This is a genomic window from Ruminococcus bromii (genome assembly GCF_002834225.1).
Classification (GTDB): Bacteria; Bacillota; Clostridia; order Oscillospirales; family Acutalibacteraceae; genus Ruminococcoides; species Ruminococcoides bromii.
The window spans coordinates 41,225-53,956 of record NZ_NNSR01000041.1 but is presented as its reverse complement, the minus strand read 5'-3'; the positions used below and the strand labels follow the sequence as shown (position 1 = coordinate 53,956).

The window sequence follows — 12,732 nt, the reverse complement described above, 5'->3', positions numbered from 1 at the left end:
TGTGCAGTGTAGTAACATAGTATACAACAGTGCAAAGACATAGTATACAGTTTTATGATAAAATAAATGGCAAGAAAATAGCAAATGAAGGAGCTGTTTTTATGCCGTGGGAGTGTAAAACTGTGGAAAAACAAAGATTAGAATTTGTTACAAAAGCATTAGAAACAAATAATTTTAGTGCTCTATGTCGGGAATATGAAATCACACGCAAAACCGGTCGCAAGTGGGTTGATAGATTTAAACAGGGACTGCCCTTAACTGATATGTCACGCAGACCATTATGTTCTCCTAACAAAACGCCTGACGACATTGAAGAATTAATCGTTTCTGTTCGTTTCGATAACCCGGGTTGGGGTGATGATAAAATTAAAATTTTTCTTGAAAATCAAGGGTATAAAAACATTCCTTGTCCAAGAACCATTACTAACATTCTTCATAAACACCAACTCATATCTGAAGAGGAATCTCTCAAAAGAAAGCCTTTTAAACGCTTTCAGAAAGAACATTGCAATGATATGTGGCAAACTGATTTCAAGGGAGAGTTTTTAACTGCCGATAATCGTTATTGCTATCCATTGACTATTCTCGATGACAGCTCACGATACTCAATCAAAATAGCATGCTTTCCTAACACTAAAAATGTCGTTATTAACGCTTTTAAGCAAGCTTTTTATGAGTTTGGTATGCCATCAAGCGTACTTTCTGACAATGGTTCTCAGTTTGCAGGTTTTAAACATGGATTTACTATGTTTGAAAAATTCCTTATGAACAATGACATTCTTCCCATACATTGCAGAATTAAACATCCGCAAACACAAGGAAAAATTGAACGGTTTCATGGCAGTATGAAAAGAGAACTTTTAAATCATAATCTATTCAAGAACTTGGATTACGCTGACAAGGCTCTGCAAGAGTGGCGAACTAAGTATAATTGCCTGCGACCTCATGAAGCACTTGGAAACAAATGTCCTGCCGATGTCTATACTCACAGCGAAAGGATTTTTGCTGACAAGGTGGAGCCGTTTGAATATGAACCCGGCTTTAAAGCCATAAAAGTAAATTCGTGGGGATATGTCCGTTTTCAGAATTTTCAATTATATCTTAGTGAAACTTTCATCAATGATTATGTTCAATTCAGACCTAATCCAAACAATGATTCATTTCTTGTTTGCTATCGCAATTTTGTTATTGCTGAGTATGACTCGTCATCTGGCAAGCGTATTCACCGCAAGATTTCAAGACTGTGAATTTGTATACCATGTCCTTGCACAGGTGGTTACCATGTTGCACTTGACATGATATCCGCCCCTACAAAGTTACTGTACAAATAATCACAAAAATACGCTCGTGCATACTTTGTTTTTGATATTATAAAGCTGTCTGTACGAATTTGGTACAGCGATTCACCGTTAAATTTAATAATAGTAATATCCTGAATTGGAAAGTCCGTTGAAGATACTGATACCGCAGGCTGCAAGTATAATTGAAATAACTACCACAAGCACAACTCCGATAAGAGCCAGGATAAGAGCGGCTCTTGCGTAGTTTTTGAGTGACTTCTTTGTTGATGAGCTGAACGCCCAGACAAAGAGCATAATGAGGTTTACAATCGGCAAACAGGTTAAAAGCATAACGCCGATCCAACCGCCTATGCTTACAGGCTGAGTATCCGGAGTACCGTATGGCGGTGCAACGGGCGGTACAGGCTGTGAGTTGTATGTCTGCTGATACTGCGTGTTGTACTGCTGATTATAGCCGTTGTTATAGCTCTGATATTGATTGCCGTACTTGCTTTGATTTGCGCCGTAATCATTGTTCGGTGAGTTTGTAAACTGCTGACCGTATGAAGTTTTGTTAGGCTGCGGTTGCTGATAATAAGTTTGATTTGGCTGACCGTACTGCTGAGAATACGGATTCTGCTGTGACTGACTGTCGGCAGTCGGCTGTGCGTTATCAACCTCAGGCTGTGCAGTCTGCACATTCTCGTAAGGGTTCTGTGCAGCATCTTCGGTTGAAGCATTTTCAACCGGCTGTGTTTCAGTCTCTGGAGTCTGCTCAACAGGTGTTCCGCAGTAAGTACAGAACATTGCTCCGTTGTCAATTTCGTGATTGCAATTTTTACATACCATATATAATCGCTCCTTGCATAATATTCTATAAATAGTATGCTATCATTTTACACTATTTGCCTTACAAAATCAACAACATTCCACGCAATAATTCAATAATATTACAAAAAGCGACAGTTTTACGGCTGTCGCTTTTTATTACACTCCCCTTTTCATAAGCTTGTGGGGAATTATTTTATTTTCTTTGAGTGACGCTTTTACATCTATAATGCGCTGATTTGACGAGCCTCTGAACGCAAGGCTTATATCGTGAAGAGCCTCAACAAATTCACCGTCAACAAGCACATCAATCATTGAAAGCATTTCATCTGTACATTCACACCTTGCTCTGCTGTCGGAAAGAAGCTCCTTGTCAAACAAATAGCCCGAATAACACCAAATTGTTTTGTTCGGAAACTGTTTCCTGACACGCTTTAAAAACGGCACTAAGGCTCTTTGATTTGAAGGTTCAAAGGGTTCTCCGCCGAGCAATGACAAGCCGTCAATATATGACGGTTCAAGCTCTTTGAGAATTTTATCCTCAACCTCTTTTGTAAAAGGTTCGCCGTAATCAAAACTCCATGTCTGCGGATTAAAGCAGTTTTTGCAATGATGCGTACAGCCGGATACAAAGAGCGATACTCTTACTCCCTCACCATTTGCAATATCGCAGAGTTTAATTTCTCCGTAATTCATCAAAGGTGAAGCACCCTTTCCTCAATTTCCTGAGTTCTGCCCTGATTCCAGAACTGAGTTCCGATATATCCACAGGTTCTTCTTGCAACATTCATCTTATCCTGATCGCGGTTGCCGCAGTTAGGACACTCCCACACAAGCTTGCCGTCATCGTGAACGATCTTGATTTCTCCGTCATAACCGCAAACCTGACAGTAGTCGCTCTTTGTGTTAAGCTCTGCATACATAATGTTATCGTAAATGAACTTGATAACCTGTAAAACAGCGGGAATGTTATCCTGCATGTTCGGAACTTCAACATAGCTGATTGCACCGCCCGGTGACAAAGCCTGAAATTCCGATTCAAGCTTCAGCTTGCTGAATGCGTCAATATTCTCGGTAACATGAACATGATAGCTGTTAGTAATGTAATTTTTATCTGTTACGCCCTTGATAATGCCGAAACGCTTTTGAAGACACTTTGCAAACTTATATGTTGTGCTTTCAAGAGGAGTACCATAAAGGCTGTAGTCAATGTTTTCAGCCTTTTTCCACTTTGCACAATAGTCGTTTAGCTTCTGCATAATTTCAAGACCGAGTTCTTTGCCCTCTTTTTCTGTGAGCTTTTTGCCGATAAGGCTGTAAACGCACTCCCAAAGACCTGCATAACCGAGTGAAAGCGTTGAATAACCGCCATGGAGAAGCTTATCAATCTTCTCACCCTTTTTAAGTCTTGCCAGCGCACCGTACTGCCACAAAATAGGAGCGGCATCCGAAAGAGTGCCTGTAAGACGCTCGTGACGGCACTGCAGTGCTCTGTGGCAAAGTTCCATTCTCTCGTCAAAAATCTTCCAGAATTTATCAAGATCCTTTCCTGCGCTGAGTCCGATATCAATAAGATTTACAGTCACAACACCCTGATTGAATCTGCCGTAATATTTCGGCTTGCCGTTTTCGTCAACATAAGGAGTAAGGAAGCTTCTGCAACCCATACAGGTAAAGCAATGACCCTCACCGTTTTTATCAATTTTGCTTTGGAGCATAACCTTCTCCGAGATATAGTCGGGAACCATTCTCTTTGCGGTACACTTTGCGGCAAGCTCTGTAAGATACCAATACTTGCTGTCCTCTGTTATGTTATCCTCCTCAAGCACATAAATAAGCTTTGGAAACGCAGGTGTAATCCACACACCCTTTTCATTTTTTACGCCCTTGTGACGCTGTTTGAGTGTTTCTTCGATAATCATGGCAAGGTCGTGCTTTTCCTGCTCGTTTTTAGCCTCGTTAAGATACATAAACACGGTTACAAACGGAGCCTGACCGTTTGTTGTGAGCAAAGTAACAACCTGATACTGAATGGTCTGAACACCACGGTTTACTTCTTTGCGAAGTCTTTGCTCAACGATATCGTTGATTTTCTCTTCTGTGGGATGAACACCGAGTTCTTCGATTTCCGCAAGAGTTTCTCTGCGGATTTTCTCACGGGAAACCTGAACAAACGGTGCAAGATGAGCAAGGCTTATGCTCTGACCGCCGTACTGGTTGCTTGCAACCTGTGCAATAATCTGAGTTGCAATGTTACACGCCGTTGAAAAGCTGTGCGGTCTTTCAATAAGCGTATCGCTGATGACCGTGCCGTTCTGGAGCATATCCTCAAGGTTTACAAGGTCGCAGTTGTGCATATGCTGTGCAAAATAGTCCGAATCGTGGAAGTGAATAATACCTTCCTTATCAGCCTCAACAATATCAGCCGGCAAAAGCATTCTCCTTGTAAGGTCACGGCTGACCTCACCTGCCATATAGTCACGCTGAACGCTGTTTACAGTCGGGTTCTTGTTTGAATTTTCCTGCTTTACTTCTTCGTTGTTGCACTCAATAAGCGAAAGAATCCTGTTATCGGTAGTGTTTGCCTTACGAACAAGCGAGCGGTTGTAGCGGTAACGCACATATCTTCTTGCAAGCTCAAACGCACCCTTTGCCATTAGCTGATCCTCAACCATATCCTGAATTTCTTCAACGGACACTGCTCTCCTGATTTTGTTGCACTTATATTCAACATAGTCGGCAACATCCTCAATCTGTTCGTCTGTAAGGAACTTGTGTTCCCCCGAACCGTTAGCTTTCTTAACGGCATTGATAATTTTTTCAATGTTGAAATCTTCTTCTGAGCCGTTACGCTTAATAATTCTCATAATCCTTCCCCTTTTTATTATTTTGCGGTACTTCCTTGGTAAAAATATCCTATATCTGTTAATCCGAATAAAAAAATAAATTTTTCAATAATGCCGTTTAAAAAATGCGTTGTGTAATAAAATTGCAAGGAACCAAACTTCCCTTGCGATGTAAGACCAATTATACAATAATTGCAATATAAATACTGTTGCACAGGCAACAATTATGTGATATACTATACTATATCTTGTGGCAAGACAAAAAACGCCACACATTATGGAGTGTTGCAAATGATAGAAGAAATAGGCGGTGCAAGGCTTAAAAAATCAGATTTCATCGGGATAAACGAGTGTTTTAAACCTATTGAAAGAGAGTATAAAAGGGGTGAAATCATAACTACATATTCACCCGAAAATGACACAATTTGCATCATAAAAGAAGGAACTGTTTATCTGACAACCGACAATGCCGAAAATCAGCGGAGAATTATTTCTTTTTATGAAAAGGGCGACATAATCGTCACCTGCATTGTACCCGAATCAGACAACAGAATTTTTTATCTGAGTGCCAAAACAAACTGCAAAATTGATTTCGTGAAATACTCAAAATTTACAGCCTGTTGTGAAAAGCATTGCAGTAAACACCAGCGGATTATAAGTGCATACATCAAAAAATCTCATAAAAAAAGTCTTGCTCACACAGACATTCTCTGTCAGCAGACGCTGAGGAGCAAGCTTTTGACTTTTTTTGAATACATTAAAACCGAAAAAGGAAAAAACACCTTTTATCTTCCTCTCCCTCTTTCCGACCTTGCAGATTACCTTTCTGTTGACCGAAGTGCAATGATGCGTGAAATAAAAAAGATGAATGAGGAAAATATTATAATCTCCGAAAAGCGAAAAATCACAGTCATTGAAGATTTGTCAGAATGACATATGACATATATATGTATAAAAAAACATAAAAAACAAAAAATATAAATGCGTGATTTCGCCGTTTTGAGCCTGCAAAAAACTTGCAGGCTTTTTTTGTACACAACAATTAATATTGTAGTATAAAAACACCTTGCAGTCAACACGCTAAAAGAATTATAGTCAAAATAATTAATTTGACTGATTTTGAATGGAGATAATCAAAAACACCAATTTTAATTGCAAAAACGGTAAAATTATACTGTTTTTAAATAACGCTCGACACTTTTTTGTTAGCTAATTTTGCTGTCTTTAATTTTTTTGAATTTTTTTGACCGATTTTGCTTGACTTTTAAGAAACGGGTGTTATAATATAGTCAAGAGGTGAGGATAATGCTTACACAGGACAGATATCGTGCAATACTTGATTTGCTCGAAGAAAAAAATTCGGTCACGGTGTCGGAATTAACAAAGTTGCTTGACTCATCCGAGTCAACAATAAGAAGAGATCTTTCCGCTCTTGATGAGATGGGAAAGCTCACCAAAGTTTTCGGCGGTGCAACTTCAATCACCAGAAACGAGGGTATTTTTGAAGATGCGGTAAGCAATCGTGAAACCGTTATGAGCGATGAAAAAGATCTGGTTGCAGAATACTGTGCAAAGCTTATCCATGACTCTGACTTTGTTTATATTGACGCAGGAACAACAACATTAAAGCTTGTTGACCACATTACAAATACAAACGCAACATATGTTACAAACGGCATAACACACGCCAGAATGCTTATCCACAAGGGTATGCAGACATATATAGTAGGCGGAAAAATAAAACCGCTTACCGAGGCTGTTGTGGGTGCCGAAGCAATAAAAAGCATAAACTGCTTTAACTTTACAAAAGCTTTTATGGGAGCAAACGGAATTGACATCAGTTCGGGATTCACAACACCTGACATTGAAGAAGGTCATATAAAGGAAACGGCAATCAACAAATCTTATATGGCATTTGTTCTTGCAGACCATTCAAAATTTCGCAGGGTGTATCCTGTAACATTTGCCCCTCTGCAAAAATGTTGTATAATCACCGACAAACTGCCTACGCCGGACTTTTCGCAGGTAACGGTGATAAAGGAGGTAAAAAATGATTTACACCGTAACGCTTAATCCGTCAATTGACTACATTGTCAGACTTGATTCGCTTGTTCCGGGAATAACAAACCGAACAACCGCCGAAGAATATTACTACGGAGGTAAGGGAATCAATGTTTCATGCGTACTTGCAGAGCTTGACCTTGAAAGTACGGCATTCGGATTTGTTGCAGGCTTTACGGGTGACGCCATTGAAAAGGGTATTCGCAACGACAGGATTATCACCGACTTTATTAAGCTTGAAAGTGGAATTTCAAGAATCAACATAAAAATCAAAGCCGGCGTTGAAACAGAAATCAATTGTCAGGGACCTCACATAAGTGAAGGCGAACTTGAAAGGCTGTTTTCAAAAATCGACAGAATATCCGACGGCGACACAATCGTAATTGCAGGAAACATTCCGAATACGATGCCTGATGATGTTTATGAAAGAATCCTTGAAAGAATCAAGGGCAAGGATGTACGAATTGTAGTTGACGCAACAAAAAAACTTTTACTCAACGCACTCAAGTACAAGCCGTTCCTCATCAAGCCGAACAGACAGGAACTTTCCGAAATGTTCGGAGTTGAAATCAACACCGAGGATGATATTGAAAAGTATGCAAAAGAGTTGCAGAAACTCGGTGCAAAAAATGTTTTGATTTCACTCGGCGGTGACGGAGCAATGCTCATTGACGAATTTGGAAAAAGACACAAAGCAGGAGTCCTCAAAGAAAAGGTAATTAACACAGTCGGTTCGGGAGACTCAATGGTAGCAGGCTTTGTGGCAGGATATGAAAAGACAAAAAGCTACCCCTATGCGCTGAAATTGGGCAGTGTGTGCGGAAATGCAACGGCATTTCTTGACGGACTTGCCACAAAAGAAAAAATAAATGAATTGCTTGCAAAATTTTAATTAAAAAGGAGAGAAAAATATGCGTATCACAGATTTATTAAAAAAATCGGGTATTGCTCTCGGCGTTAAAGTTGCCGACAAGAGCGAAGCAATTGACAAACTTGTTTCATTACATGAAAAGTGCGGAAACCTCAAGGATGTTAAAGCCTACAAAGAGGGAATCCTCAACCGTGAAGAACTCGGCACAACAGCTGTAGGTATGGAGGTTGCAATTCCCCATGCCAAGAGCGAAGCTGTAAAAGCTCCCGCCCTCACGGCTATCACAGTTCCAGACGGTGTTGATTATGACTCGCCCGACGGTAAGCCCTGTAAGCTGCTCTTTATGATTGCCGCAACAACAGACGGTGATGTTCATCTTGAAGTTCTTGCAAGACTTATGCAGCTTTTGATGCATGAAGATTTTACCGCAAAGCTTAAAGCCGCAAAAACTCCGGAAGAATTCATCTCGATTATTGACGCAAGAGAAAAAGAGAAGTTCCCCGATGAACCAAAGGCAGAAGTTCCTGCAAAGAAGGGTTACAGAGTTCTTGCTATCACAGCTTGTCCAACAGGTATTGCTCATACTTATATGGCGGCTGAATCACTCCAGAAAGCCGGCGACAGCCTTAACATTCCGATTAAGGTTGAAACAAACGGTTCAGGCGGTGCAAAGAATGTGCTTACCGAAGAAGAAATTGCAAACTGCGACGGTATCATCATTGCCGCTGACATCACAATAAATCTTGCCCGTTTTGACGGCAAGCCCGTTTTACAGTGTGCCGTTTCAGACGGTATTCATAAGCCGGAAGAGCTTATCAACAAGATTGTAAACAAAGAAGTTCCCGTATATCATCACAAAGGCGGTTCTGCAGATGCTCCAAGGAAGAGAGGCGGCGCTTACGGTCACCTTATGAACGGTGTATCACATATGCTCCCGTTCGTTGTAGCAGGCGGTATCTTCATTGCAATCGCATTCCTCATTGATATTGCATGCGGTGTTAACGCACAGGAGGTTGGCAGTGCATTCGGTACGGTAACTCCTGCAGCCGCATGGTTTAAAACACTCGGCGGTGTGGCATTTAACCTTATGGTTCCTATCCTTTCAGGCTTTATCGCAATGTCAATTGCAGACCGTCCCGGTCTTCTCGTTGGTCTTGTAGGCGGTTTCCTTGCAACATCAGGCGCAACCTTTATGGATCCTGCCGCTGCAGAAACAGTTCCGTCAGGCTTCCTCGGCGGCTTGCTCGCAGGTTTCGTAGGCGGTTACTTAATGCTCGGTATTGAAAAAATGTGCGATAAGATGCCTAAGGCTCTTGAGGGTATCAAGCCCGTTCTCATCTATCCGCTTCTCGGACTCGGCGGTATTCTCGTTGTAATGTGCGCAGTCAACCCGTTCATGGGTATGATTAACTCAGGTATGTCAAACGGCCTTAACGCTATTGCCTCTAACCCTGCAATGATGGTTCCGCTCTGTGCGCTCCTCGCAGGTATGATGTCTATCGACATGGGCGGTCCTTTCAACAAGGCAGCTTATGCATTCGCAACACTTAACCTTGCAAACGCAGACGATCAGGCATACATCATTATGGCAGCAGTTATGATCGGCGGTATGGTTCCTCCAATCGCAGTCGCTCTTTCAAACACATTCTTCAAGAATCGTTGGACAGATGAAGAAAGAAAGAATGCTCCCGTAAACTATATAATGGGACTTTCATTCATCTCAGAAGGTGCAATTCCTTACGCAGCAGGTCATCCGCTTCAGGTTATCCCTTCATGTATCGTTGGTTCTGCAGTAGCAGGCGCACTTTCAGCTCTCTTTGGCTGTAAGCTTATGGCTCCTCACGGCGGTATCTTCGTATTCGCAACAATGCAGGGTACATGGTATTTCTACCTCCTTGCTCTTGCAATCGGTGCAGTAGTTTCAATGTTTATGCTTGCACTTCTCAAAAGACCGATTAAAAAATAATTAATTTGCTATTACCCGTTTTTTGAAATGTTTTGTTCCTCGGCACCGGTGTAAAAGCCGGTGCCACCCCTCAAAACTCAAAGAACTTTCACGACATTAGATTCAAAACTTCAAAACACAAATTTATTTTATAAAGGAGATTTTATTATGGTATCAAAAGAACTCGTACTCACAAATGCGCAGGGATTCCATATGCGTCCGGCATCGGTTTTTGCAACAGCTATGGGCAAATACAGCTGTGATGTAACAATCAAATTCAACGGCAATCAGTACAACGCAAAGAGCCTTCTCAACATTATTGCAGCCTGCATCAAGTGCGGCAGCGACATTGAGATTGTTTGCGACGGAGCTGACGAAAACGAAGCGCTTGCAGAAGCAACACAGCTCATAGAGAGCGGTCTTGGCGAGTAAGACAACGGACAAACAGTTACAAGAGGTGAAGATTATGCTACACGGAACAGCTGCATCCGAGGGTATCGGAATCGGTAAGGTAATGCTTATTGAAGAACATTCGCTTGAATACACTCCACGAACCGTAACAGATACCGAAGCAGAGTCACAGCGTTTTAAGACAGCAGTTGACGCTTTTTGCTACAACACTGAAAAACAGGCAGAAAATCTTCGCAGTTCAGCCGGTGAAAAAGAGGCAGAAATTCTTGCAGGTCACATTCAGATTATCAGAGATCCGTATCTCAGCGGTGAAATTGAAAAGCTGATTGCAGACGGTCAATGTGCAGAATCTGCCCTTGAGCATATGTGCGATATGTTTATTGCAATGTTCTCGGCAGCTGACGATGAGCTTACAAAACAGCGTGCGGCTGATGTCAGAGATATCAAGAGCGGTGTTCTCGGCATTCTTCTCGGAGTAAACGAAATTAAAGTAAGTGACGCGCCAAAAGGCACGGTGCTTGTTGCAAGAGAGCTTACTCCTTCTGTTACGGCAGGTATTGTAAAAGAAAACATAGCAGGCATTATTACTGAAACAGGCGGAACAACTTCCCACTCTGCAATTCTTGCAAGAGCGCTTGAAATTCCTGCCGTACTCAGTGTTGAGGGTGTCGCATCAAGCCTGAAAAACGGCGACACAGTTGTAGTTGACGGCAGTGAGGGTGCTGTAATTGTTAATCCGGATGATAACACAGTTGCAGAATACTCCAAAAAGCGTGACGCTTTTCTTGCAGAACGCAAAGAGCTTGAAAATTACAGGGGACGAGAAACAAAATCCGCAAGCGGAGAAGTTTATGAACTTTTCTGCAACATAGGAAAACCTGAAGACGCTGTCAAGGCAGTTGACGCAGACGGCGAGGGTGTCGGACTTTTCAGAACAGAGTTTCTGTTCATGGACAGAACTTCAATTCCGACAGAGGACGAACAGTATGAGGCCTACAAAAAGGCGGCTCTTATCTTAAAGGGCAAGTCGCTGATTATCAGAACACTTGATATCGGCGGTGACAAGGACATTCCGTACCTTGGACTTAAAAAAGAAGAAAATCCGTTCATGGGATTCCGTGCAATCAGATATTGCCTTAAAAACCGTGAACTTTTTAAATCACAGATTAAAGCCATTTTGCGTGCAAGCGCATTCGGTGACATCAAGATTATGTTCCCGCTCATCACAACTATGGATGAACTTCGTGAGGGCAAAAAGCTTGTTGCAGAATGCAAAGCCGATTTACGCAATATGGGCATAAATTTCAACGAAAACATTCAGGTTGGTGTTATGGTTGAAACAGCGTCTGCGGCAGTTATCGCAGATATGCTTGCAAAAGAGGCAGACTTTTTCAGCATCGGCACAAATGACCTCACAGGCTACACAATGGCTTGTGACAGAGGCAACAACGATGTGTCTTACCTCTCTTACTCTCCCCTTCAGCCAAGCGTTCTCAGAATGATTAAACGCACAATTGAGTGCGGTGTTCAGAACGGCATTTCAGTCGGAATGTGCGGTGAGGCTGCCGCAAACAAGCTGATGATTCCGTTGCTTATTTCATTCGGACTCACAGAATTCAGCGTTTCCGCTCCGTCAGTTCTCAATGTGAGAAAAATAATTTCCACATGGACAAAAGAAGAGGCAGACAAAGTTACCGCAAAGGTGCTTGAAATGAGTACACAGCAGGAAATTGTCGAATACCTCAAATCGGTTGTGTAAAGCAACCAAGTTAATATGCGTTAACCTCAGTTAAATAATTTGCAAACACGATTAATCCCCGTCGGAAATTCCGGCGGGGATTTGTCTTTTGATGTATTAACTTAGTTTTCCTCTTCAACACTATCCCTTTTTGAAAAAACGCAACCGCAGTAGTTCTGGCGGTAGAGGTCATATTCTTTTGAAAGGATGATTGAACGCTTGTAGCCTTCACGCTTTTTGAAGTCGCTGTACAGCCACGGAACACCGTACTTCTCGGCAAGCTCCGCACCGATTGAATTGAGCAACTGCGCATTTTTCAGCGGACTGATTGTAAGCGTGGTTGTAAAATAATCAAAGCCGCGTTCCTTTGCGTAGCGTGCAGAGGATTCAAGTCGCAGTCTGAAACATTTTTCACACCGCTTTCCGCCCTCGGGTTCATTTTCAAGGCCTTTGACATAATCAAAGTAATCCTTGGGCAAATATTCGCCCTCGACCACCTTTACAGGATGTTCAAACGGCATAAGCGACACAAGACGCTTTTCTTCGTTCAGGCGGTAATTATACTCATCCGCAATCGAAATATTCGGATTGTAAAAATAGACTGTGATATCAAAATATTTTGAAAGATACTCAAGGCAGTATGACGAACACGGGGCGCAGCACACATGCAAAAGCAGCTTTGGGACTTTTCCCTCCCCCGTTATTTTGTCAATCACCCTGTCGAGTTCTTTCTGATAATTTATCTTGTTCAT

The 12,732-nt window shown here is 41.9% G+C and carries 11 protein-coding genes; 7 read left to right on the top strand and 4 right to left on the bottom strand.

All coding sequences use genetic code 11. The features are described from left to right. Positions 1-122 precede the first annotated feature (122 nt). Complete coding sequence (locus tag RBATCC27255_RS04550; protein WP_169923245.1) at positions 123-1,247, top strand: IS481 family transposase; 1,125 nt, start codon at positions 123-125, stop codon at positions 1,245-1,247. 168 nt (positions 1,248-1,415) lie between these two features. On the opposite strand, the gene RBATCC27255_RS04545 is transcribed toward RBATCC27255_RS04550, so the two are convergent. From RBATCC27255_RS04545 to nrdD, 3 genes are all read right to left on the bottom strand, one after another. After that, positions 1,416-2,129 (bottom strand): zinc ribbon domain-containing protein, encoded by a 714-nt coding sequence (locus RBATCC27255_RS04545; RefSeq protein ID WP_101028937.1) that lies wholly within the window; start codon positions 2,127-2,129, stop codon positions 1,416-1,418. Positions 2,130-2,267: 138 nt separating this feature from the next. Continuing rightward, positions 2,268-2,804, bottom strand: coding sequence for an anaerobic ribonucleoside-triphosphate reductase activating protein (gene nrdG / locus RBATCC27255_RS04540; protein WP_101028936.1), 537 nt, complete (start codon positions 2,802-2,804; stop codon positions 2,268-2,270). Continuing rightward, the gene (nrdD, locus tag RBATCC27255_RS04535; RefSeq protein WP_101028935.1) at positions 2,804-4,975 is read right to left on the bottom strand and encodes an anaerobic ribonucleoside-triphosphate reductase; all 2,172 of its coding nucleotides are present in this window, start codon (positions 4,973-4,975) and stop codon (positions 2,804-2,806) included. Before nrdD ends, nrdG begins: the two co-directional genes overlap by 1 nt. 270 nt (positions 4,976-5,245) lie before the next feature. On the opposite strand from nrdD, the gene RBATCC27255_RS04530 reads away from it, so the two are divergent. The 6 genes from RBATCC27255_RS04530 (at position 5,246) to ptsP (ending at position 12,001) form a co-directional block, all read left to right on the top strand. Next, positions 5,246-5,887, top strand: coding sequence for a Crp/Fnr family transcriptional regulator (locus RBATCC27255_RS04530; protein WP_021883526.1), 642 nt, complete (start codon positions 5,246-5,248; stop codon positions 5,885-5,887). Between the two features lie 372 nt (positions 5,888-6,259). Continuing rightward, positions 6,260-7,027, top strand: coding sequence for a DeoR/GlpR family DNA-binding transcription regulator (locus tag RBATCC27255_RS04525; RefSeq protein ID WP_101028934.1), 768 nt, complete (start codon positions 6,260-6,262; stop codon positions 7,025-7,027). Beyond that, on the top strand, positions 7,005-7,907 hold the full coding sequence (pfkB, locus tag RBATCC27255_RS04520; protein WP_101028933.1) for a 1-phosphofructokinase: 903 nt from the start codon (positions 7,005-7,007) through the stop codon (positions 7,905-7,907). The genes RBATCC27255_RS04525 and pfkB overlap by 23 nt, the downstream gene beginning before the upstream one ends. Before the next feature lie 19 nt (positions 7,908-7,926). Next, positions 7,927-9,852 (top strand): PTS fructose transporter subunit IIABC, encoded by a 1,926-nt coding sequence (locus RBATCC27255_RS04515; RefSeq protein WP_101028932.1) that lies wholly within the window; start codon positions 7,927-7,929, stop codon positions 9,850-9,852. Positions 9,853-9,999: 147 nt separating this feature from the next. Then, entirely contained in the window at positions 10,000-10,263 is a 264-nt protein-coding gene (locus RBATCC27255_RS04510; protein ID WP_101028931.1) for an HPr family phosphocarrier protein, read from the top strand. A 34-nt stretch (positions 10,264-10,297) separates the two neighbouring features. Then, positions 10,298-12,001, top strand: coding sequence for a phosphoenolpyruvate--protein phosphotransferase (gene ptsP / locus RBATCC27255_RS04505; RefSeq protein WP_101028930.1), 1,704 nt, complete (start codon positions 10,298-10,300; stop codon positions 11,999-12,001). Positions 12,002-12,102: 101 nt separating this feature from the next. On the opposite strand, the gene RBATCC27255_RS04500 is transcribed toward ptsP, so the two are convergent. Further along, positions 12,103-12,732, bottom strand: a complete 630-nt coding sequence (locus tag RBATCC27255_RS04500) for an epoxyqueuosine reductase QueH (protein WP_101028942.1) — start codon at positions 12,730-12,732, stop codon at positions 12,103-12,105.

Bases quoted from the DNA above. Each gene is read 5' to 3' on its own strand.
- RBATCC27255_RS04545 (WP_101028937.1), bottom strand. From the start codon at position 2,129: ATGGTATGTAAAAATTGCAATCACGAAATTGACAACGGAGCAATGTTC.
- nrdG (WP_101028936.1), bottom strand. From the start codon at position 2,804: ATGAATTACGGAGAAATTAAACTCTGCGATATTGCAAATGGTGAGGGA.
- nrdD (WP_101028935.1), bottom strand. From the start codon at position 4,975: ATGAGAATTATTAAGCGTAACGGCTCAGAAGAAGATTTCAACATTGAA.
- RBATCC27255_RS04530 (WP_021883526.1), top strand. From the start codon at position 5,246: ATGATAGAAGAAATAGGCGGTGCAAGGCTTAAAAAATCAGATTTCATC.
- RBATCC27255_RS04525 (WP_101028934.1), top strand. From the start codon at position 6,260: ATGCTTACACAGGACAGATATCGTGCAATACTTGATTTGCTCGAAGAA.
- pfkB (WP_101028933.1), top strand. From the start codon at position 7,005: ATGATTTACACCGTAACGCTTAATCCGTCAATTGACTACATTGTCAGA.
- RBATCC27255_RS04515 (WP_101028932.1), top strand. From the start codon at position 7,927: ATGCGTATCACAGATTTATTAAAAAAATCGGGTATTGCTCTCGGCGTT.
- RBATCC27255_RS04510 (WP_101028931.1), top strand. From the start codon at position 10,000: ATGGTATCAAAAGAACTCGTACTCACAAATGCGCAGGGATTCCATATG.
- ptsP (WP_101028930.1), top strand. From the start codon at position 10,298: ATGCTACACGGAACAGCTGCATCCGAGGGTATCGGAATCGGTAAGGTA.
- RBATCC27255_RS04500 (WP_101028942.1), bottom strand. From the start codon at position 12,732: ATGAACAAGATAAATTATCAGAAAGAACTCGACAGGGTGATTGACAAA.